Origin of the sequence: Heyndrickxia sp. FSL W8-0423, from assembly GCF_038009395.1 — a bacterium.
Classification (GTDB): domain Bacteria; phylum Bacillota; class Bacilli; order Bacillales; family Bacillaceae_C; genus Heyndrickxia; species Heyndrickxia sporothermodurans.
Genome location: NZ_JBBPBE010000001.1, coordinates 2,312,994 through 2,334,771 on the forward strand (window position 1 = coordinate 2,312,994; position 21,778 = coordinate 2,334,771).

Consider the following 21,778-nt stretch of genomic DNA (forward strand, 5'->3'; position numbering starts at 1 on the left):
TTTTATAGGGAGATGGTGATTGAACTTGAAGTTTTCGATTACATCAAAAGGAAATGCAAAGTCAAATACGTTGATGCATAAAATTCGTACATATTTACAAGATTTTGGACTTGAGTATGATGAGGCAAAACCTGATATCGTTATTTCGGTTGGTGGGGATGGGACATTGCTTTATGCCTTCCATCGTTATAGTTCAAGGTTAGATAAAACCGCTTTTGTAGGAGTGCATACTGGCCACCTTGGCTTCTATGCAGACTGGGTTCCCGAAGAAATCGAGAAGCTTGTGATAGCGATCGCCAAAACTCCTTATCAGGTTGTTGAATATCCACTTCTTGAAGTAATCATTCGTTATCAGCATGGCGGCAAAGAAACAAGATATTTAGCGTTAAACGAGTCAACAGTAAAATGTGTGGAAGGCACATTGGTCATGGATATTGATGTCCGCGGCCAACATTTTGAACGTTTTCGCGGGGATGGGTTATGTCTTTCAACACCGTCAGGAAGTACCGCCTATAATAAAGCGTTGGGTGGTGCAATCATTCATCCTTCGATAAAGGCGATACAATTAGCGGAAATGGCTTCTATTAATAATAAAGTATTTAGAACAATCGGGTCACCATTGATTTTCCCGGGTCATCATACATGCACGCTTAAACCTGTTCGAGAACAAGATTTCATGATTACCATTGATCATCTAACATTGTTACATAAAGATGTGAAATCGATACAATTCCGTGTTGCTGATGAGAAAGTTCGCTTTGCTCGTTTTCGCCCATTCCCGTTTTGGAAACGAGTTCATGATTCATTTATTTCAGATTAAAGAGAGGGAGCATAATGGCTTCTTATTCCTTGCAGTGGACAATCGCTCATAAAGATAAAGACAAAATTATTAGGCAGTTTTTAAGTGAGAAAGACATTTCACGAAGAGCGTTAACAGATATTAAATTCGCTGGCGGAAAAATAACAGTCAACCAGCGTGAAGAAAATGTTTTGTATCAATTAAAATGTGGTGATCGGCTTGAGGTTACTTTTCCACCTGAGAAAAGCAGTGAAACATTAATTGGTGAGGATATTCCGATTCAAATTATTTTTGAAGACAAAGACCTGCTAGTTATTGATAAACCTGCATTTATGAATACAATCCCTTCAAGAGAACATCCCCATGGGAGTCTTGCCAATGCATTAATCGGGTATTATCAAAAAAAATCCATTGATGCAACGGTTCATATTGTGACTCGTTTGGATAGAAATACATCCGGTCTAGTTCTTGTGGCGAAACATCGATATATCCATCATTTGTTAAGTCAAATGCAGCAAAAAAGAATGATTAAACGAACTTATGAGGCATTAGTAGAAGGCGTTTTAAGCGAAGACGACGGAACGATTGATGCACCGATAGGCCGAAAAGATTCAAGCATTATCGAAAGAGAAGTAAGAGCAGATGGGAAAGCGGCACGCACACATTATCACGTGATGAAACGTGGTTCGAAGTTTTGTCATATCAAGCTGACGCTTGATACAGGAAGAACGCATCAAATTCGTGTCCATATGTCTTATATTGGTCACCCACTGTTAGGTGATGATCTTTATGGCGGAAATACGGATATATATGAGCGGCAAGCCCTGCACTGCAGCAACCTTACTTTTTATCATCCGACTCTAGAAAAGGAAATGAATTTTCATAGTGATTTTCCGTTTGAGGTGTGAAAACAATGGACTTTAGCGTAAAAGGCTAAAGTCCATTGTTTGTTACTCAAAACTCCTAAATTTCTCTTCCACAAAAGGCATCGTAGAATCAACAGAAACAGTCTCCATTTCAGGATAGCGCAGTGCTGTTAACTTTCCACCGAATACAGCACCAGTATCGATATTGACAGTTTTTCCAACAAACCTAGGTTTTTTAACAGGTGTATGTCCATAGACAATCCATGCATCACCAAAGTAATTTTTAGCCCAATCTCTTCTTACTGGTGAGCCATCCTCATGCTTTTCTCCAGTTATATCACCATATAGTACAAACGTTTTAACACTTTTATTGGACAATCCAATATAATCTTCACGAATTCCTGCGTGTGCAATGATTAATTTATTTTCATCGATTATTTGGTACAGTGGTGCCTCTTCATATAATTGCATAAACATTTTTTTATAATGATTTTCCTCTTTTCTTGTGCAGGCCTTTAGCTCAGCAACAGTTGTTTCTAAACCATGCGATATTTGTACATTTCTTCCTAAAAAATAACGATAAAGTTTATTGCAATGATTTCCGGGAACATAATAGGCAAGATTTTTCTCGCGAAGTTTCCATACGGTCTCAATAACTTTTAAAGATTGTGGACCGCGATCAGTGAGATCACCGACAAATCCTAATATTCGATTACCTGGATGAATCGGAATTTCATTTTCAAACTTATATCCTAAAGCAGTCACTAAACGAACAAATTCATCATAACAGCCGTGAATATCCCCAATAATATCAATTTTCATTTTGTATCCTTTCTTTACTAAAGTGATTATTAATTATTTTAAAGATATTTTAAAAAAGTATGTGGAAAACTATATTCAAATTACAATACAAATGGATAAAGTTTTGTTAGGATATGTAGTATGTAATTTTAGAAATGAGGTGATGGTTAGTGGGTGAAAACTCATTGGAGCAAAACGAACTTCATCAGCAGGCGTTATTGAATTCTGCATTAGAAAATAAAGAAATTCACAATTTCCGTGATGAATTTTTAAGCTTACATCCCTATGATCAAGCACAGTTTTTTATTGGCATTGATCCTGTACATAGAAAACAAGTTTATTATTTTTTGTCTCCGGAAGAAATGGCATTTTTATTTGAACAGCTTGAAATTGAGGATGATGAATATCAAAAACTATTATCCGAAATGAATCCTCAATATGCGGCAGATGTCCTTTCTTATATGTTTACCGATAATGCGGTCGATGTGTTAAATCTTCTTGAAAAAGATCAAGTTGCAAGTTACTTAACGATGATGGATCAGAAGGAAGCACAAGAAATTAAAGATTTGCTTCATTATGAAGAATACACTGCCGGTAGTATTATGACAACTGAGTATGTCGCAATCGAGGCAAGTCAAACCGTTCGTTCAGCCATGTTTATTTTAAAGAATGAAGCTGCCAAAGCGGAAATGATTTATTATTTATATGTCGTTGATCATGATAAAAAGCTTGTCGGCGTTATTTCACTTCGCGACTTAATTATTGAAGATGACGATACGATGATTACGGAAATTATGAATGATCGGGTCGTGTTCGTATCGGTCGGTGATGATCAGGAAGATATCGCTAGAAAAATGAAGGATTATAATTTCTTAGCGATTCCAGTAGTGGATTTTCAAAGACATTTATTGGGGATTATAACAATTGATGATATCGTTGATGTCATTGATGAAGAGGCATCAGAAGATTACTCCAAGCTTGCTGCAGTTACTGATATGGATTCTCCAAGTAAAAGTCCGTTTTCAGCAGCAAAGAAAAGATTGCCTTGGCTTATTGTTTTACTTTTTTTGGGGATGTTTACTGCCAGCCTTATTGGCCGTTTTGAAGATACACTGAAACAAGTAGCATTATTAGCTGTTTTTATCCCGTTGATTGGCGGGATGGCAGGTAATACTGGGACACAGGCTCTAGCTGTAGCTGTGAGAGGAATTGCAACTGGAGATGTGAATGAAGAGAGTAAATGGAAACTTATTCTTAGGGAAGCAGGAACAGGACTCATAACAGGTGCTACATGCGGTATTTTGATTATGATTATTGTGTACTTATGGAAAGGGGAACTTTTTCTTGGCCTATTGGTAGGGATATCAATATTGGCTTCATTAGTTGTAGCAACTATGTCAGGTTCGTTAATTCCACTACTTATGGATAAACTAAATATTGACCCTGCGGTTGCATCAGGTCCATTTATTACGACGATAAATGACATTATCTCAATCTTAATTTATTTTGGAATGGCCAATTTATTTATGAGTCATTTAATTTGAAAATTAGTTTTTAAAAAGGGGAGGAACTATGGAAGGATCACTCACATCTGTTGTAATAGTAGTTGTTGCCGCATTTCTTACACCACTTTTATTACATCGCTTCAAGCTTAATGTTATACCGGTTGTAATAGGTGAAATTATCGTTGGATTGATTATTGGGAAAAGTGGCTTTGATTTAATTGAAAAGGATATGTGGCTGCAAACATTATCAACATTAGGGTTTATTTTTCTTATGTTTTTAAGTGGAGTTGAAATTGATTTTTCTGCTTTTTCTGGAGGGAAAAATGCAGCCACCTTGCCGAATGGAAAAAAAGAACCGAATCGATTGAAGGTTGCAACTGTAATCTTTATCGGAATACTTATTATATCTGTATTACTTTCTTACTTATTTGTCTTTGCCGGTTTAGTAGACGATGTATTTTTACTAACATTAATTATTTCCACCATCTCGCTAGGTGTTGTCGTTCCAACATTGAAGGACGCTCACATTATGAAAACAGCTATAGGACAAATCATTCTTCTTATCGCTGTCATCGCTGACCTTGTAACGATGATTTTGTTAACGGTCTACGTATCGCTAACCGGTGGCGGCGGTGGAAACATGTGGCTGCTCTTAATTCTATTTGCTGCTGGTGTTCTGCTCTATTTCATAGGGAGACGATTTAAACAAAAAACATTCTTCGAGAAACTTTCAAGAGGGACGACGCAAATCGGGACTCGAGCAGTTTTTACCCTCATACTTGTTCTAGTCGGTCTTTCAGAATCAGTCGGCGCAGAAAACATTTTAGGGGCATTTCTTGCGGGTACCCTCGTATCTTTATTAGCACCAAATCCAGAAATGGTACGGCAGCTTGATTCTTTCGGGTATGGATTTTTAATTCCGATTTTCTTTGTTATGGTCGGTGTTGATCTTGACCTATGGTCATTATTTAGTGATAAAAAGTTATTAATTTTAATTCCTTTACTCATAATTGCTTTTTTAATATCGAAATTCATCCCGGTCTTCTTACTAAAAAAGTGGTATGACACAAAGACTGTCATTTCATCAGCTTTTTTGCTTACATCAACTTTATCACTGGTTATTGCTGCAGCAAAAATAGCTGAACGTATTGGGGCAATTACAAAAGAAATGAGTGGAATGTTTATTTTAGTAGCGGTTATCACATGCGTCATTACACCAATTTTATTTAGAAAATTGTTTCCTCGGGAAAACTTACAAGAAAGAAAGCGTAAAGTTTCCTTAGTTGGTGCTAACCAGCTCACTTTACCTGTTACGAGAGAATTAAGCCCGAAATTATATGATGTTACACTATATCATACGAAACTAGATAAAGCGGATAAACAAATTGCTGATTCACTTTTCAAAGTAAAAGAAATAAATGATTATGAAGTAATAACATTGGAAGAAGAAGGAATCTTTACATCGGATATTATTGTATTTATGACCGGAGAGGAAGAGATCAATACACCATTGGCAGTTGAAGCAAAGAATCGCAAAGTGGATCGAGTAATTGCCCGAATTGAGTCACCACAATTACAAGACGAGGTACGTGAACATGATGTAGAAGTATTTTCAACTCTTCTATCTACTCAAGCCTTGCTACGATCACTTATCGAATCACCCGCAGTCATGAGAATATTAACAAATCAGGAAAATTCACTATTTGAAATCAACATGTTAAATAGTCAATTTGAAGGGATGACCCTTCGCAAATTTCCTTTTACTGGTGATGTTATTTTCGTCAGAATCTTTCGCGGCGGTGAATCGATTATTCCACATGGGGATACAGAACTCCATATGAATGATCGGTTGATTGTTACAGGTTCAACGGAATATGTAGATGAACTTAAACGTGAATTAGAATTATGTGAATGGTATTAAATTTAAATATAGACTTTTAATAAGAGAATGAATCATGTAAAATTAGCACTAGGTACTAATAACTTGTGATAAACTTATACATAATCCATTCTAGGAGGAAAATAAAATGAATCTTTCTTTACAAGGGAAAACCTATGTAGTCATGGGAGTTGCGAATAAACGCAGTATTGCTTGGGGAATTGCTCGATCTCTTCATGCAGCAGGAGCACGTTTAATTTTCACATATGGCCGTGAGCGTACGGAAAAAAGTGTAAAGCAGTTAGCTGAAACACTTGAAACGGATAATTCCATTATTCTTCAATGTGATGTGACAAGTGACGAACAAATCCATACATGTTTTAGCAAAATTAAAGAAGAAGTTGGCACTATTCATGGGATCGCTCATTGTGTAGCTTTTGCTAATAAAGAGGAACTCAGTGGAGAGTATTTGAATGTTACACGTGAAGGATTTTTATTGGCGCAAAATATTAGCGCATATTCACTTTCCGCTATCGCTAAAGAAGTGAAAAATTTAGAATTAATGGCTGAGGGAGGAAGTTTCATTACTTTATCCTATCTCGGTGGAGAGCGAGTTATGACGAACTATAACGTGATGGGAGTTGCGAAGGCATCATTAGAGGCAAGTGTAAAATATTTAGCAAGTAATCTTGGTAAATATGGAATTCGTGTAAATTCCATTTCAGCTGGACCGATTCGTACCCTTTCAGCAAAAGGTGTCAGTGACTTCAATACAATTTTAAAAGAAGTAGAGGAAAAATCACCGCTTCGTCGTTGTACAACACCAGAGGAAGTAGGAGATACAGCTGTATTCCTTTTCAGTGATATGGCAAGAGGAATTACTGGAGAAAACATCCATGTTGATTCAGGCTATCATGTAATAGGTTATTAACTAATACTAAATGGTTATTAAAAAGTCTCGTTTCATTAGAAATGAGACTTTTTTCTTTCCCTAAATAATACCCATTATCTTAAATTGGATGATCTACATAGTGACTATCGCACTTACTCATTCTTGTTTTCTTCATATCATAAAGTAACTCAGAATTTCCTTCTATATGTAAATCAAGTAAAAATCCTATCGAAAATAGTACAAATAATGGTTTTTGATAGAATTTCAATAAAAATAGTGAATTGTACCTTTCGAAATAATTTCTCAAACATAATTTGTAAAAGAACATTTTAGAAAGGGGCAACAAAGTGATACAAGACAAAACACCAAAAGTAGCAGTAATCGGTTTAGGGTTTGTAGGGCTTCCACTAGCGATGCTATTAGTTTCAAAGGGTTTTAAAGTGATTGGGTTAGATATAGATGTCAAAAAAATTTCATCAATTAAGAATGGGAAAAGCTATATTTCCGATATTAGCAATGAAACCTTAGTAAATGCTCTTCATTCAAATCAATTTAGTGCGACTTCGAATACTGAAGTACTTGAAAAAGTCGATATTATTATTATTTGTGTTCCAACTCCATTAAATGATGACAAATCTCCCAATTTAAACTATGTGCAATCAGCAGCAGAAATGATTCAGAAGAGGATGAAAAAAGGACAATTAATCGTATTAGAAAGCTCAACCTATCCGGGAACGACAAGGGATATTGTAAAACCAATACTTGAAAAAAGTGGTCTTCTCGTTGGACGCGATTTTCACCTCGCCTATTCTCCTGAGCGAGTAGATCCTGGCAATAAACAATTTGAGTTAGAAAATACGCCAAAAGTAGTTGGGGGAATAACTGTAGATTGCAAAGAAGTGGCAGTTGAACTTTATACGAAGATTTATAGTGATGTAGTCCCCGTTTCATCAACGGAGGCGGCTGAGTTTACAAAGCTATTAGAAAATACCTATCGATTTGTAAACATCTCTTTTATGAATGAAATGGCGATAATGTGTAATGAAATAGGTGTCAATCTATGGGAAGTTATCGATGCAGCAAGTACAAAGCCTTATGGATATCATCCTTTTTATCCAGGTCCAGGAATAAGTGGACATTGCATTCCGGTTGATCCGCTTTACTTACAATTTATCATGAAACAAAAAGGTTTATCTAGCCAGTTTATACATTTATCCGATCAAATGAATAAAGACATAGTTGATTTTATCGTTCATCGTACTTTTGAGATCGCCGAAAAAGAAAAACCATCTGTCCTTATTTATGGATTGACTTACAAAAAGGATATTAGTGATATAAGAGATTCACGAGCGATAGATATTTTCGCACAATTAATCGAAAAAGGGGCACAGGTTGCTTATCATGATCCATTTATACCAGAAGTTGAAATTAGTGGTGAAAGAAAACAATGCATTGCCCTAGATCCCCAATCAATAAGCGAAAATGATATCGTCCTTATTTTAACAGATCATTCGGAAATACCTTCCGACTTAATCGCAAAACATGCTAAGGCCATCTATGATACTAGAGCCGTTTATAAGGATGATTCATTAAGTAAAGGGAACATCAAGCAACTAGGAAATGGATTACTAGTATAGGATTTGTTAAGTTCAGTATTGCTGTTAACACCATGTTGATTGGAGCGGATAGTAGAATAATTTAGAAAGGACGATGGTGAGTATGGAAAATAATTCGATACTAAAAGATACGATTCAAACCGTTCAACAAGAGATAAAAACAATGACTAATCAAATCACGAGCCAAATTACTAATAATATTTCACAAGGATTCGAGGCTTTTTCATGGCAACTTCCCCGAACAAAAGCTGCAGCAATAACTTCTAAAATAAAAGAATTCCAAGTTGATCCACAAATTGTAGAGAGATTTTTAAAAAGAAAAAATGAATTAAAAGCAATAATTGAAAACATGGCTAATGAGAAACTGCCTGTAAATAAACAAACTATAGCCAATATATTAGACGGTAAAATTGACTTATGCGATATAGCAAAAATATTCAAAAATGATAAATTAAACGTTGTTAAATCAGTTGTAGCCAATTTTTTAATCAGAAGAAATGAAATGAATACATTAGTAAAAACAATTGATAAAAACGAAGTCCGAGAATCAACCAAAATGGATAAACTATTGAATAAAGATAGTGTAAATGTAAGTGAATTAAAGAAACAACTTAACTCATTGGTTGATCGACAAATACAAATAGAAACATCATCAGGCACTATTTCCGGGACATTATTATCGGTGGAACAGGATTATATTATCGTTGGATACACTACCCTTATTCCTCTTAACCGAATTGAAGCAGTTTATGAATTGTCGGGGAGGGAAGACTAATGCCTGAAGAATATTTTATTAATGAATTAGCATCCTATATCGGGTCCGACATAGAAATTAATACGAATAGGGATGCTATTGATGGATTATTGGAAGAAGTTAGAGGTAAACGTGTTACAATTGTTGAATTGGTCGATTACAATTCAAAGAAGCATACGGATTTTTCAATAGACGAAATAAACTTTGTTCGTATTCTTTAATTTCATAGCATATTTTATTTTTTCAAAAAATCATTCTGCTTTTGGAATGATTTTTTTTGTTTTGTTAAACTTGGTTGTTAATTTCTACTCTATGTTAAAACATAGATAAAAATAGGGCAGGGTAGCTGCACGGTTAAACGTTGAAATACATACTCTGTATACAGAGAGGGCATTTTCAAAACGAATGTTAAAAGTGTAGGTAAAGGAGACCAATAACTATGTCAAATACGTCCACTGGCTATCTAACTGCCGAGGAACTTTCTATTCAAAACCATATATGTGTATTACCTTGCGGTGACTTATCCGAAGTTGATACGATCGACTGGTCGAAAGAGGATTTAGAACATTACCAATATTATTTCGTTGATGGCAAACCAGTTGACAAAATGTTCCGTGCTTTTATATTTAATCCTATTCAAATGAGGAAAGATTATTTTATCCATGTCATGCATACAGGGATTGGGAAGCCAGCCAGAAATAATGATTGGCAAATGGCAATTGATCATTTATTTAAGGAAAATGTAAATTTTAGCGCATTAGCACAAAATACGAGGAGGGGAGACACAACAGATATTTGGGTTACGATCCCTTACCCTAACCCATTACAAGAAAACTTCGGTAAAGTTCTAGGCAACAAGCTAGATTTTTCTAACGAGACTGATCAAATAAAGGCGATTCAATGGTGGATTGATAGTTTTATCATGCGATGGGAAAAAGAAACTCACCTACATGATACATTATCATTTAAAGGGTTTGTATGGCAAAGAAGCTCAATTAATGAAGGTGATGAAAATTTAGTAAAAGAAACAAATGATTACATCCATAATCGCGGCTTCCTTTCACTATGGTTATTTAATTATGGTTCATCAGGATGTTTGGCATGGAGTGATTTCAAATTTGATGCCGCATGTGCAAATCCTAACTATTATGGAAATACCAACATAGATATAAGCTGGATTAAAAATAGTACAGCTTTTGCTAGTCATTACCATACGGGTATGCAAATTATTTATGGCAAAGGCAAATTATTTAATGATACCCATATATATGACTATTTGAATTTAGGAGTAAGTCATGGATATATGAATAATAGTTTAGTAGTCTTTCAATTTCCAAACCAAACGATGAAGATGATTTACGACAATGATCGTATTGCGTATGTCCATATATACTCCTTTTTAAAGAAAATTTATCAACATTACTCATATCCTGGGATTTCCTATTAATCGTTTTTGAAATGAAAAAAGCAACCTGCTTGTAAGATTTTCTTCTCACAAATCAGGTTGCTTTTTTTACTTGATAAATTTTCATAGCTGAGCATAGATATCTAAAAGCTGATCGGCAATAATATGATGATCATGTACTCTAGATACATAATCCCTTCCGAGTATTCCTAACTGTTGACGTAAAATTGGATTGTCTAATAATAATTTTACTTGATCGTATAGATTGTCGGGATTTGCATTGACAATTGGTAAATCGTCAGGGAAAGTACTGATAAGATCTGGACGTATATAAGTAACTACTGGCTTACCAAGCGCCATAGACTCAACACTTAATAGCCCATATGATCCACAAAGAACTTGATCAATAATGATATCCGCTTCCTCATAAAGTTTAATAACTTCTTTATGATTCATTCCTTCAATTCTTCTATAGTCAAAATTATGGGTTTTCCTCAATTCTTCTATAACATTCTCTATAAAAGCCGTTCCTTTAAAATAGGGGTTTGTTGGTGCGTGTAAAATTAAAGGTTTTTCCTTTGTGACTTGTGGAAAACGTGGGGTGAATTGACTTAAATTTATAGCAATGGGAACGACATGAACTTTATCATAATAATCCTTTACATATTCATATACTTCGTAATCTTGCACGATGGCTTCTTTTATATGAGCAGAAAGTTTTGTTAGCACCTGATCAATTACATCATTTGGAGGGGAATCCCACGTATTTACGTACGGGTTATTCACTTTTGCCTTGTCATGGAATCTTACATCATTTCCCCAGTGGTGCATCAGCATTTTTTTATTTTTCTTTTGAATGAGAGGTAGATCTTCAAAAGAAGGATTTAATGTTTTAGCGTAATGAAAATGGAAAATATCAAAGTATTCTATAAGCTCTTCCTGTTTTTCTGAGAGGTAATCAAAATTCGTATTTATGAGGTAGTCTTCATAACCTAAATACGAAAAATAGGTATTGTAGCCGATAGAATAGTGGCCTTTTTTTTGCAATGCATCACTTAAAATCCCCATTTGACCTGCAATTTCTACTGTCCCATGAAAAATTTTCATCATGTTTCACCTCGTTTTAGCCATGCAAATGTTTTAGTTAGACCAGAGTGGATATCATTCGTACATTTCCAACCTAAATCGATTAATTTATTGTTATCCAGACATCTCCTTTGAACAATATCAACATCTCTCTTTGCTCCAAATTGGAGTGCTACATGTTCTAAACCGCAAATCCCACTAATTTCTTCAGCGAGCTCAATTACACTTGTTTCTTTTCCAGTACTTACATTATATACCTGACCGATTGCTTTATTTTGTGTAGCAGCTAAAACGATCGCTTCTAAAGCATCATCGATGTAAGTGAAATCCCTAGTTTGCTTTCCATCTCCGAAAATAGTCATTGGTTTCCCGTGTTTAGCTGAGTCAAAAAATTTAGCCACAACTCCGCAATAAGGATTACTTATTAATTGGCCTGGTCCATACACATTTGATAAGCGAAGTATGGTAACTGGTAAACTATATATATGGTGATATACATGGCAATAATGTTCTGTTGAAAATTTACTAGCTGAATAGGGAAGTTTGATATTATAATAGGATTCCGGGGTTGGCAGAATTGTTGCATTTCCATAGACAGATGCCGTAGACGTATAAATAAATCTTTTTAATTTAGGTGATAAGCTCTGCGATTTTTGGAGTAATAATAAACCACCATATAGATTGGTTTCAAAATCATCCCGTATGTTGTTATAGGATAAGACGAGGTTTTTACATGCTAAATGAAAAATGTAATCTACTTTTGGAAGCACCTCATCTAAAATATCTTCGTTTGTTATACTGTCATGATAAAATGTTATTTTTGAATCTTTAGGTATTGAAGATCGATTACCTGTAGACAGGTCATCGATAATATAAATATGATCGGATAAAGGAAGCATTTTCTGTACTAATTGTGATCCTAAAAATCCCGCTCCGCCAGTAATTAATATCTTACCGAAATTCATTCCGATCCTCCTTCATTTTTCATATTTGCTGTAGAAAAACTGTTTAATGGAAGATCAATCACCTTTTTTGTTAAATATGATTGATAAATAGCAAAAATAGTTTCTAGCGCCTTTTTTCCTTCATATCCATCAATAAGTAGTTTTTCATCTCCATATTGTACGGTGTGAATAAAATTTTCGTACATATATACTTGTTCGTTATTATCTTTCAATAGTTCATTTAGATGTTCATAATCCGTTTCTTCATCAACGATATACCATCGGCTTATTTGATTTAATGAAGGTCCTTCTAAAGAAATACAGCCTTTTTCGCCGAATATTGATAGTTGATAGCCTAAATTTTTTGGTTGAGTGATCACATTTGCTTCGATTAATCCTTTTGCCTTGTTTGAAAAGGTAAGGACGCCAAGGGCGATATCTTCCGTTTCTTTTGTCTTCGAAAAAGAAGAAATATCACCATACACTTTTTCTACATCCCCTAAAAACCATTGCATTAAATCAATCAGATGAATCCCTTGGTTTACGAGCATTCCGCCATCATTTTCCCAATCACCGCGCCAAGGAGCTGATGCATAGTAATCAGGTGAACGGTTTAGTCGAATGGATACGATACCTAAATACGGTTTTCCGATTTTCCCATCTTGAATCACCTGTTTTATTTTTTTCATGATGGGCTTAAATCGCATTTGATGACAAACGACAATTTTACATTGGTTCGCCTTTGCTAGTTGATTCAATTCATCTGCCTCTTTAAGGGATAATGTCATTGGTTTTTCGAGAATCACATGTTTTCCCGCAATTAACGCAATTTTAGCGATTTCAGCATGAAGACCTGAAATCGTACAAATGACAACTGCATCTACTTCATCACTTTCTATCAATTCGGTGTAGTTTTCATAAAGATGTATTGGATGATGTTCATTTGCAAGGTTTGTATATTGAAGAGCAGCTTCCTTCATTCTATCTTTTTGAAGGTCGCTAACTGCAACGAGTTTGGCATCTTTACATGTCGCTAAAGACTCTATATGACGTTTGGAAATATATCCGCAACCAATTATCCCAAAATGAATAGTCACTTTATCCCTTCACCTCATTTAATAGCACATCTATCACATAATTTTGATCTTCTTCTGATAGAAAAGGAGACATAGGAAGTGCAAATAATGTTTTTGAGAGTGATTCAGCTATTGGGAAATCGCCATACTTGTACGGTAAATGCGAGTACACATCTTGTAAATGCAGACAAAGCGGATAATATATTCCCGATTGAATATTATTTGCTTGTAATAACTTCAAAAATTTCTCGCGATTATCTGAACCTACACAAAATAAATGATAGATGTGGGAGCAATCAGTTTTTACAATTGGAAGTTTTAGCGTATTTGTTTGTGAAAGTTTTTCATAATACCGTTTTGCTACATCATTTCTTTTGCTGTTCCAGTGATCTATTTTGTTTAGGATTACTAATAAAATAGCAGCATGTATTTCATCCAGTCGACTATTGTAACCAATAGAATCATGGAAATACTTTTTCGTTGTTCCATGTGTACGAAGCTTTCTTATTTGCTTGGCTAAGCCTAAATCAGAAGTGGTAATGATGCCTCCATCCCCAAGTGTACCTAGATTTTTGGTAGGGAAAAAAGAAAAGCACGCAGCATCACCTAAGGAACCAACTGGAGCCCCTTTATAGGTGGCCCCAAATGCTTGACAGGCATCTTCAATAACGATTAAGTTATGTTTCTTTGCAATTTTCATTATTTCATCCATATCCGCTGATTGACCAAATAAATGTACTGGAATAATTGCCTTTGTTGCGGAAGTGATTTTTTCTTCAATCTTTAAAGGATCAATATTGTACGATTCCGGATCTACGTCTACAAATACCGGGGTAGCCCCTACACGGGATATTGCTTCAGCGCTTGCGAAAAAAGTAAATGGAGAGGTGATTACTTCATCCCCGGCACTAATTCCATAAGCATCCAATGTTAAAACTAAAGCATCTGTTCCATTACCAACAGCGATTGCATCTAACGTACCAAGTTTATTAGAAATCTTTTTTTCTAATTCATCAACTTTAGGGCCAAGAACATATTGACCGCTTTCTAGAACATTTTCAATTTCTTGTAATATTTCTGTTTTAACAGAAAAAAATTGCTTTTTTAAATCTATTAATTGAATCATTATTTTCCTCCTTACTTTTGATGTCATCATCATATCTTATGTTAGTATTGATTTCGTCGTAACGGCATGTAAACTAGAATAATTACATTATTAAATTAAGTGAAATACAAGAAATTTGCTGATAATACAAAAAACTACCATAGGAATGGCAGCTAAAAAAGTTTTGTGTTTATTTTTGATTAATTCCCAGCTTTTTCTCGAGTAACTTTTTATTATGCAGGATTCTCTCGTCTTTTGGACGAAAATCATATGCTTTTTCATTATGTTCGTACGATTTTTGGAAATCTCCTAGATTATAATAACAAACGCACATTTGCAAATGCGGGTACCAAGTATAATAAGCAGGGTAGGAGAAACTCCATTGATTAGAGTCAGGTTCTGATTTCGTAGCGATATCATACCAAAATACTGCCGGAATATATTCTTTTTTTCTTTGGAAATTGTAACCAATTCTACTGCATGTCTCCGGGCGTGGTGTTTTCGAATACTCGAATGATTGAAATAAGCTCTTTAGCTCATTATCCAAATCCCCTAAAAAACGATAGCAATCCGCTTTATTAATACAAGCATATACTTTGTCTTCGATCCAACCCGACTTTAACGCAATATTTTTGTTATAACTTTCAATTGCTTTTTCATAATGTCCATTTTCTCTTAGTTCATTCCCATAATAAAAATAATCTCTTGCTGAAAAGATATCTCCTCTATCAATTTTTGTTTGATAAATATTGAGGTTACGTCCTGTAGAATGGCTGATTTTTTTATGTGTTACTGATATATCTGAATTAATTACCTTTCCATATACCTCAAGGTAATTATGACAATCGCCCTTCCATATAAAATTTTTTTCCGTTTTAATCAGACGATTTCTACGATAACGCAGTGTAACATTTCCATATTCATCTGTACCTGCATTATAGAACATGGAAACGGAATCAACAGATGGATCTAAGGATTGTTTTAATTCTTTTAACTTTTTTTGATCTTCTTCTAATAAAACATCATCCGCATCAAGATAAAGAATATATTCTTTCGTTGCATATTTAAAAGACTCATTTCTAGCATCTGCAAAATTCCCCGTCCATTCAAAAAAATATACGCGATCGGTATATTCTTTAGCAATTTCAACTGTTCGATCAGTGGATCCTGTATCGACAATATTGATTTCATCGACAATGTCTTTGACCGTATCTAATCCTCTTGCAAGTACGTCTTCTTCGTTTTTTACAATCATACAAAGGCTTATCGTTACCAAAAAAAGCAACTCCTTTTGAATTATTATTAGTTCCATATATTAGTTTACTCAATACCAAAATGAATGTTTGGATTGGAACCTATGAATAGTAGGAAAGGGCTTTAGAAGGCGGTTTTCTTATTAACATATATCAAATTAGACATTAGACAGTTTCTTACCGGAATATAAATCATAAGGTATTAGTGGGATTTAAATTAATACTCTAGAGGGGCAATTAAAAGGAGGACTAAAATGAGTGAAAAAGAAAATTTAATATTAAAAACTTTACATGACAATGATCTAATTCTTGCAAATAAGCTCCTTAAGCAATATGAATCTGAACAAATAAACCAATCATCTTATTATTTTTTAAATGCATGTTTTTTTATTAAAAAAGGAAATTTAACAAACGGATGGCTATGGTTATGGAGGGGACTAGAATTATTTCCAGAGGATAAAAAATTATTATATTTAATGTGGATGATATCTCAACTTTTAGGAAGGAGAGGACAAGAACAAGTTTATAAGGAAAAAAAAGAGTTACTTAATAATAATATCGAAATAGCTTTTCAATTACCTTTCGATCTTGATTCTTATGAAAAAGTAAATATACAGAGTAGCTTTTCTGTCCTTCAAGGAAGTATGGAAATTGCTAATCAAATGAATACATTATCGCAGGGTTTAAAAAGACTTGGAATTAGCTCACATACATTAAACTATTATCCTTACTACTTAAACTATGTTTCCGATTATGAATGGTCCTTAATTGGTCAACGGAGTACACCTACCATCAATACACAATTGAGAAAGTTGACAGAAGAATTCTTGCTAAATTACGACGTTTTTCATTTTCATTGGGGAACAAGCCTGACACTGGATTGGTCCGATATTCCGATATTAAAAGCATCAGAAAAGGAAATAGTTATGCAGCATTGGGGAAGTGATGTACGTCTAATTTCAGAAGCGAAAAAATTAAATCCTTATGCATTAGTTAAAAATGCAAATGAGGATCTTATTAAATGGAATCTACAAAAACTTTCACAGCAAATAAAACATTGTGTAGTATTTGATATGGAACTGTACCATTATGTTAAAGATTATTATGAAAATGTATCAGTCATTCCAGCAATGGTAGATATGGACCAGTACCAGCCTTCTGTAAATGAGAAGAAAAAGAATAAATTACTCATTGCTCATGCCCCAACTTCCCCCTATATAAAAGGAACCCAATATATATTAAAAGCTATAGAATCTTTAAAAGACCAATATAACTTTGATTTTATTACGGTTCAGGGAAAGAGCCATGAAGAAGCTATACAAATTTATAGAGAGGCTGATCTTATAATTGATCAACTCCATATTGGGAGCTATGGGCTTTTTGCGATTGAAACAATGGCGATGTCTAAACCAGTAATTTGTTGGATTAGTGATTATATGAAAGAAAACTACCCAAAAGACCTTCCGATTATAATAGCTAATCCCGATACGATAAAAGATTGTATTGAAAATGCACTTAAAAACTTAGATATGCTTCCCGAAATAGGCAAAAGAGGGAGGGCATATGTAGAAAAAAATCATGACATGGTTAAAAATAGTAAACAAATGCTTTCATTGTATAGGACAATTCAAAAAAATTAATGTTCAAAGTCATTACTTCTTTTTTAAAAAGGTAATGACTTTTTGTGTAGGTATATAATTTTATAAGTATAAAAAGACTTGTAGAAAAAATTCTCTACAAGTCTTTTGTTAAATCACTTTATTAGAAACACTAAATAACCACAAATACACATTATGGTCCAGTAGGCCCAGTTACGCCAGTAGGTCCAGTTACGCCAGTAGGTCCAGTCACGCCAGTAGGTCCAGTTACGCCGGTAGGCCCAGTCACGCCAGTAGGTCCAGTTACGCCAGTAGGCCCAGTCACGCCGGTAGGTCCAGTCACCCCGGTAGGTCCAGTCACGCCAGTAGGCCCAGTCACGCCAGTAGGTCCAGTTACACCAGTAGGTCCAGTTACGCCAGTAGGCCCAGTTACGCCAGTAGGCCCAGTTACGCCAGTAGGCCCAGTCACGCCGGTAGGTCCAGTCACGCCAGTAGGTCCGGTAGGCCCAGTAGGTCCTGGTGATCCCATAGCTTCGGAAAGAAGCAGAGAAACATCATCTACTAGAATATCTGCACTTCCAGTAAGAGGGAGTTTGTTTATTAAGACAAATGCTTGAGTGGTTCCTGCTGGAGCTGGAGAAGTAGTTTGATAGACTTCTAGCCAAGTTACATTGTTCTCAACATTGGGCACACGTTCAGTTGCAATATTTGTGAGTTTACCGAATCCAAGAAAGTTAAATAGACTGTCAAAATAGGTTACTTGTATAGTTACGGGTGGTGAGGGGTTAACTCCTATTTTGGATAATGAAACAATTAATTCAAAACTTTGTCCCGCACTTGCTGGAACAAATTGTCCAATAAAAGAGTTTAAATCTCCTCCAAATAGTTGCGCAGAAAAATATCCAGAATGAGAGAAAGTAACGGTGGTAGATGCGTTTAATATAATCCAAGGAGATAATGTGCCTGATTCGAAGTCACCATTAACAATTAAATCTCTAATAGCCATATATCTACTTATACCTCCTTTCTTAATAATTCCTTCAAGTCTTCTATTAAGAAGTTGAAGATATCCTATTCTATGTGAAGTTCTTTTAGGAGCACCGACGTATTCACTATTAATTAGGAAGTTATAAAAAATAGTAAAAGTCCCCAAGGTTGAAATAATCCTTTTCAACGGGGGACCGTGAACAATTTTGCCTATTTTAAAGAAGAAAAATTATAATCTCAGGTATATTACTTTATCGATAAAAAGCTGGTATTTAATTTAACAATCTACCTGGATTTCCAACCACTGTTTTGTTTGAAGGAACATCCTTTATTACTACGGCACCTGCACCAACAATTGAATTTTCCCCAATAATAATAGCAGGAAGAAGTGTAGCATTATTACCGATTTTTGCTCCTTTTTTCACGATTGGACCTTGATGTTCAAAATTTCCCATTCCCATATATTTATCATTAGATGTTGAGCAGCAAGGGCCAAAGAAAACTTCATCTTCAATGATCATATCCGCCGTAATATAACATCCGGTTTGAATCGTAACTCGTTTTCCAATGGTTGTTTTATTTTCAACGATAACATTCCTGCCAATAATGCTATCCATACCCACAGTGACATTTTCGCGAATGCTTGATAAATCTCCCACAAACACACCTTTTTTAAGCAAAACGGTTCGATAAATAACACAGTTGCATCCGATGATGACATCATCCTCAATGACTAAGGGATCCGCACTATTAGAAGGTTTTCTAGCCATTTTCTTATTTGTAGATGTCCCTTTACCTAAAATGGATAAATCATTTATTTGAACACCGTTCCCAATCTTCGTGTTTGCTTTAATGGTAACGTTGTTTCCGATTTTCACATTATCACCAATTACGACATTTTCTTCTATTATTATATTTTCTCCGAAGATTACATTTTTGCCGAAGACTACCGATTCATGAATCATTAAATAATTCCTCCGTTTAATTCATTTCTTTTTTACAACTCTTTGTATATATTAATAAGTTGTTTTACGACCTTATTAGCTGCATGATACTCTGCAACATATTTTCTTCCCTGTTGGCCGAGTTCGTTGCGTTTCTTAGGATTGTTAATTAAATCGGCTAATACTTCCTGTATATTGTCAGGTGTAGCATTAACGATTGGCAGTTCAAGCGGTAATTGATTGCGAACATCATCCCGGATAAATCCAACGACAACCTTCCCCATTGCCATTGCTTCTACAGCGAGCATGCCGTATGTTCCGACTAGCAGTTGGTCGATGATAATATCGGCTTCTTTATAAATTTCAAGTGCTTCGTTATGACTCATTTTTTCAATCAGTTTAAAAGTGAAACTTTCCTTCTCTTTTAAATTTGCAATTGCTTGTTCAATATACTCTGATCCTTTAAATTCACGATTCGTTGGTGCATGGATAAGTAATGGATTGTCATTATCAATTCGTGGATAAGATGGTTCATATTTATGAATATCAAAAGCAAGGGGCATGACATGCACATTTTTATAATAATCTTTTACATACGGTAATAACTCGTAGTCTTGAACAATAGCTGTGTCAATATATTTTGAGGTAGTTTCCAGCCGCGCGTGAATTTCATCGTCGGAAAAATAACTTGGAGGAAGCGGATATGGACTTAGTTTCTTTGTTATTTCGGTATTTCGAACATCACTTCCCCAATGATGCATCAACATTTTCTTTCCTGCCTTTTTAATAAGCGGTAAGTCGCCAAATTCTTGTACAAATGACTCTCCATTATGAAAATGAAAGATGTCCATGTGCTTTATATAATTTGGTATTTCCGGTCCGATTTCAAATAGATCGGTGTTAATGATATGATTTTTATAATTCAAGTACGTGTGAAACCAATTATACCCTCCAACAAGATAACCATTTTTACGCAATTGATTACAAAGAATCCCTATTTGACCCGCTATTTCAGTCGGTCCATGAATAATTCTCATTAAGATCACTCCTTCCTCTATACAATATTCAATTATAGAAATAGTGAAATCAGACAACAGCATAGTTTTGAGTAAGTAAGTTTATAAAAGATAATTTTATAGACTCCTTCCTATTTTCAATAGTTAATAGCAATAGAATAATAGGCATATCACCTTTTAAACTAGTAAAAATATGCGAATGCACTCCGTTATTTGCGGAAACGGATTGTACATAAGATTAATACCCTATAAGTAGTAGTCAAGGAGGTGATGGTTAATGAATGAGGAGATGAAAGGAAAAGATGGTGAATTTCAAATGAGTGTTGACGGAGATTCATTATCAAATCTTAACCAAGACCAAGTAAACCAAATCGTGGAATCAGTTAATCAGAGTATTGAAAAGGCAATTGCTGCAGTAAATGAAAATTTAGCTAATTTGTTTGGCGGCCAGAATATAAATAAACTTAAAAAGGAAAATTCTCAGATAGATTTATCTCAAGTAATATCGGGCCTATCAAGCTCCAACTTATTATCAAAATTGGCATCTTCCAGCTGGAAAGGGAAAATGCCAGTTATTAAAACAGATAACGGGAAACTAAGTGTTCTATTAAATGAGAAGAAGCTATTTGAAATGGATTTACCGAATCAAGAAAACAAGGAGTAAAATCAACGATAACCCTACTATAAATGCGGATACAACTAAACTATAAAAACATAGATTATATTATCAAGGACAGGAGGTGAAAGTTATGAGTAGAATGAAGCCTTATCGAATCTATGATTGTGATCCAATAAATAATGAAAATGATGACAAACGCGACCGTCAAAATAATGATGATGATAAAAGTAATGGCAACGGTAATGGTAATGGCAATGATGTTGTTAAAATTCAAGGAATTATTAATGAGTATGGAGACTTAACATCTACAGGGGGCAATGGTGGAACTGCCTTAGCTACTGCTGCAAATAATTTTGCCGTCTTAGCGAATAGTAACGCAACGGCAGCTGGAGGAGCTGGAGGAGCTGGAGGTCTAATCGCGCCAATTAATCCAGTTACGAATGTTCCTGTAAGTTTCTTAGATGGAAGCTTAAATGGCAACCTCAATGGATTGTTAAATGATAATTTAAATGATAACTTAAACGATAATTTTAGCGATAATTTAAATGGCAATTTAAATAGAAACTTTAGTGAAAACGAAAATAAAGCAATTGATAACGATGGGATTGATGTAGCTTAATTCGTCTTTTCCAT

General features: G+C 34.8%; 22 protein-coding genes. 12 read left to right on the top strand and 10 right to left on the bottom strand.

Annotation, left to right across the window (positions count from 1 at the left end; all coding sequences use genetic code 11):
* Positions 1–25: 25 nt before the first annotated feature.
* Positions 26–820 (top strand): NAD kinase, encoded by a 795-nt coding sequence (locus MKY81_RS11715; RefSeq protein ID WP_108071972.1) that lies wholly within the window; start codon positions 26–28, stop codon positions 818–820.
* 14 nt (positions 821–834) lie between these two features.
* On the top strand, positions 835–1,707 hold the full coding sequence (locus MKY81_RS11720) for an RluA family pseudouridine synthase (RefSeq protein ID WP_341117869.1): 873 nt from the start codon (positions 835–837) through the stop codon (positions 1,705–1,707).
* 42 nt (positions 1,708–1,749) lie between these two features.
* On the opposite strand, the gene prpE is transcribed toward MKY81_RS11720, so the two are convergent.
* Complete coding sequence (prpE, locus tag MKY81_RS11725) at positions 1,750–2,487, bottom strand: bis(5'-nucleosyl)-tetraphosphatase PrpE (protein WP_107920357.1); 738 nt, start codon at positions 2,485–2,487, stop codon at positions 1,750–1,752.
* Between the two features lie 164 nt (positions 2,488–2,651).
* Here prpE and mgtE point away from each other — a divergent pair, with 164 nt between their 5' ends.
* The 3 genes from mgtE (at position 2,652) to fabI (ending at position 6,781) form a co-directional block, all read left to right on the top strand.
* A complete protein-coding gene (gene mgtE / locus MKY81_RS11730; protein WP_244913481.1) occupies positions 2,652–4,010 on the top strand; it encodes a magnesium transporter in 1,359 nt (452 codons plus the stop codon).
* A 28-nt stretch (positions 4,011–4,038) separates the two neighbouring features.
* Complete coding sequence (locus MKY81_RS11735; RefSeq protein ID WP_341117871.1) at positions 4,039–5,892, top strand: monovalent cation:proton antiporter family protein; 1,854 nt, start codon at positions 4,039–4,041, stop codon at positions 5,890–5,892.
* A gap of 106 nt (positions 5,893–5,998) precedes the next feature.
* Entirely contained in the window at positions 5,999–6,781 is a 783-nt protein-coding gene (fabI, locus tag MKY81_RS11740; protein ID WP_107920354.1) for an enoyl-ACP reductase FabI, read from the top strand.
* 79 nt (positions 6,782–6,860) lie between these two features.
* Here fabI and MKY81_RS11745 read toward each other — a convergent pair whose 3' ends face one another.
* Positions 6,861–7,010 carry a hypothetical protein gene (locus tag MKY81_RS11745; RefSeq protein WP_160331504.1) on the bottom strand — a complete coding sequence of 50 codons (150 nt, stop codon included), beginning with the start codon at positions 7,008–7,010 and terminating at the stop codon, positions 6,861–6,863.
* A gap of 79 nt (positions 7,011–7,089) precedes the next feature.
* On the opposite strand from MKY81_RS11745, the gene MKY81_RS11750 reads away from it, so the two are divergent.
* The 4 genes from MKY81_RS11750 to MKY81_RS11765 all read left to right on the top strand — a co-directional run bounded on the left by MKY81_RS11750 (position 7,090) and on the right by MKY81_RS11765 (position 10,559).
* Positions 7,090–8,379 carry a nucleotide sugar dehydrogenase gene (locus tag MKY81_RS11750; protein ID WP_341117873.1) on the top strand — a complete coding sequence of 430 codons (1,290 nt, stop codon included), beginning with the start codon at positions 7,090–7,092 and terminating at the stop codon, positions 8,377–8,379.
* Between the two features lie 82 nt (positions 8,380–8,461).
* Positions 8,462–9,133 carry a hypothetical protein gene (locus MKY81_RS11755; RefSeq protein ID WP_107920353.1) on the top strand — a complete coding sequence of 224 codons (672 nt, stop codon included), beginning with the start codon at positions 8,462–8,464 and terminating at the stop codon, positions 9,131–9,133.
* Positions 9,133–9,333, top strand: coding sequence for a DUF2642 domain-containing protein (locus tag MKY81_RS11760; RefSeq protein WP_107920352.1), 201 nt, complete (start codon positions 9,133–9,135; stop codon positions 9,331–9,333). The genes MKY81_RS11755 and MKY81_RS11760 overlap by 1 nt, the downstream gene beginning before the upstream one ends.
* Positions 9,334–9,551: 218 nt before the next feature.
* The gene (locus MKY81_RS11765) at positions 9,552–10,559 is read left to right on the top strand and encodes a DUF4855 domain-containing protein (RefSeq protein ID WP_341117876.1); all 1,008 of its coding nucleotides are present in this window, start codon (positions 9,552–9,554) and stop codon (positions 10,557–10,559) included.
* Between the two features lie 81 nt (positions 10,560–10,640).
* On the opposite strand, the gene MKY81_RS11770 is transcribed toward MKY81_RS11765, so the two are convergent.
* The 5 genes from MKY81_RS11770 to MKY81_RS11790 all read right to left on the bottom strand — a co-directional run bounded on the left by MKY81_RS11770 (position 10,641) and on the right by MKY81_RS11790 (position 16,004).
* Entirely contained in the window at positions 10,641–11,627 is a 987-nt protein-coding gene (locus MKY81_RS11770) for a glycosyltransferase family protein (RefSeq protein WP_341117877.1), read from the bottom strand.
* On the bottom strand, positions 11,624–12,568 hold the full coding sequence (locus MKY81_RS11775; protein ID WP_066235775.1) for an NAD-dependent epimerase/dehydratase family protein: 945 nt from the start codon (positions 12,566–12,568) through the stop codon (positions 11,624–11,626). The genes MKY81_RS11770 and MKY81_RS11775 overlap by 4 nt, the downstream gene beginning before the upstream one ends.
* Complete coding sequence (locus MKY81_RS11780; protein ID WP_066235776.1) at positions 12,565–13,644, bottom strand: Gfo/Idh/MocA family protein; 1,080 nt, start codon at positions 13,642–13,644, stop codon at positions 12,565–12,567. The genes MKY81_RS11775 and MKY81_RS11780 overlap by 4 nt, the downstream gene beginning before the upstream one ends.
* Before the next feature lies 1 nt (position 13,645).
* Positions 13,646–14,749 (bottom strand): DegT/DnrJ/EryC1/StrS family aminotransferase, encoded by a 1,104-nt coding sequence (locus tag MKY81_RS11785; RefSeq protein WP_107920348.1) that lies wholly within the window; start codon positions 14,747–14,749, stop codon positions 13,646–13,648.
* A gap of 169 nt (positions 14,750–14,918) precedes the next feature.
* Positions 14,919–16,004, bottom strand: a complete 1,086-nt coding sequence (locus MKY81_RS11790) for a glycosyltransferase (protein WP_066235778.1) — start codon at positions 16,002–16,004, stop codon at positions 14,919–14,921.
* Between the two features lie 231 nt (positions 16,005–16,235).
* On the opposite strand from MKY81_RS11790, the gene MKY81_RS11795 reads away from it, so the two are divergent.
* Complete coding sequence (locus tag MKY81_RS11795; protein WP_066235779.1) at positions 16,236–17,621, top strand: glycosyltransferase; 1,386 nt, start codon at positions 16,236–16,238, stop codon at positions 17,619–17,621.
* A gap of 151 nt (positions 17,622–17,772) precedes the next feature.
* Here MKY81_RS11795 and MKY81_RS11800 read toward each other — a convergent pair whose 3' ends face one another.
* From MKY81_RS11800 to MKY81_RS11810, 3 genes are all read right to left on the bottom strand, one after another.
* Complete coding sequence (locus MKY81_RS11800; protein WP_341117880.1) at positions 17,773–18,585, bottom strand: NTTRR-F1 domain; 813 nt, start codon at positions 18,583–18,585, stop codon at positions 17,773–17,775.
* Positions 18,586–18,838: 253 nt separating this feature from the next.
* Positions 18,839–19,531, bottom strand: a complete 693-nt coding sequence (locus MKY81_RS11805) for an N-acetyltransferase (protein WP_066234340.1) — start codon at positions 19,529–19,531, stop codon at positions 18,839–18,841.
* A gap of 32 nt (positions 19,532–19,563) precedes the next feature.
* Positions 19,564–20,547 carry a glycosyltransferase gene (locus MKY81_RS11810; protein WP_066234337.1) on the bottom strand — a complete coding sequence of 328 codons (984 nt, stop codon included), beginning with the start codon at positions 20,545–20,547 and terminating at the stop codon, positions 19,564–19,566.
* Positions 20,548–20,803: 256 nt separating this feature from the next.
* On the opposite strand from MKY81_RS11810, the gene MKY81_RS11815 reads away from it, so the two are divergent.
* Positions 20,804–21,190 (top strand): 3-hydroxybutyrate dehydrogenase, encoded by a 387-nt coding sequence (locus MKY81_RS11815; protein ID WP_066234335.1) that lies wholly within the window; start codon positions 20,804–20,806, stop codon positions 21,188–21,190.
* 85 nt (positions 21,191–21,275) lie between these two features.
* Entirely contained in the window at positions 21,276–21,764 is a 489-nt protein-coding gene (locus tag MKY81_RS11820) for a hypothetical protein (RefSeq protein WP_066234334.1), read from the top strand.
* Positions 21,765–21,778: the final 14 nt, after the last annotated feature.

Bases quoted from the DNA above. Each gene is read 5' to 3' on its own strand.
- MKY81_RS11720 (WP_341117869.1), top strand. From the start codon at position 835: ATGGCTTCTTATTCCTTGCAGTGGACAATCGCTCATAAAGATAAAGAC.
- prpE (WP_107920357.1), bottom strand. From the start codon at position 2,487: ATGAAAATTGATATTATTGGGGATATTCACGGCTGTTATGATGAATTT.
- MKY81_RS11735 (WP_341117871.1), top strand. From the start codon at position 4,039: ATGGAAGGATCACTCACATCTGTTGTAATAGTAGTTGTTGCCGCATTT.
- fabI (WP_107920354.1), top strand. From the start codon at position 5,999: ATGAATCTTTCTTTACAAGGGAAAACCTATGTAGTCATGGGAGTTGCG.
- MKY81_RS11755 (WP_107920353.1), top strand. From the start codon at position 8,462: ATGGAAAATAATTCGATACTAAAAGATACGATTCAAACCGTTCAACAA.
- MKY81_RS11760 (WP_107920352.1), top strand. From the start codon at position 9,133: ATGCCTGAAGAATATTTTATTAATGAATTAGCATCCTATATCGGGTCC.
- MKY81_RS11765 (WP_341117876.1), top strand. From the start codon at position 9,552: ATGTCAAATACGTCCACTGGCTATCTAACTGCCGAGGAACTTTCTATT.
- MKY81_RS11770 (WP_341117877.1), bottom strand. From the start codon at position 11,627: ATGATGAAAATTTTTCATGGGACAGTAGAAATTGCAGGTCAAATGGGG.
- MKY81_RS11775 (WP_066235775.1), bottom strand. From the start codon at position 12,568: ATGAATTTCGGTAAGATATTAATTACTGGCGGAGCGGGATTTTTAGGA.
- MKY81_RS11785 (WP_107920348.1), bottom strand. From the start codon at position 14,749: ATGATTCAATTAATAGATTTAAAAAAGCAATTTTTTTCTGTTAAAACA.
- MKY81_RS11795 (WP_066235779.1), top strand. From the start codon at position 16,236: ATGAGTGAAAAAGAAAATTTAATATTAAAAACTTTACATGACAATGAT.
- MKY81_RS11800 (WP_341117880.1), bottom strand. From the start codon at position 18,585: ATGGCTATTAGAGATTTAATTGTTAATGGTGACTTCGAATCAGGCACA.
- MKY81_RS11805 (WP_066234340.1), bottom strand. From the start codon at position 19,531: ATGATTCATGAATCGGTAGTCTTCGGCAAAAATGTAATCTTCGGAGAA.
- MKY81_RS11810 (WP_066234337.1), bottom strand. From the start codon at position 20,547: ATGAGAATTATTCATGGACCGACTGAAATAGCGGGTCAAATAGGGATT.
- MKY81_RS11815 (WP_066234335.1), top strand. From the start codon at position 20,804: ATGAATGAGGAGATGAAAGGAAAAGATGGTGAATTTCAAATGAGTGTT.
- MKY81_RS11820 (WP_066234334.1), top strand. From the start codon at position 21,276: ATGAGTAGAATGAAGCCTTATCGAATCTATGATTGTGATCCAATAAAT.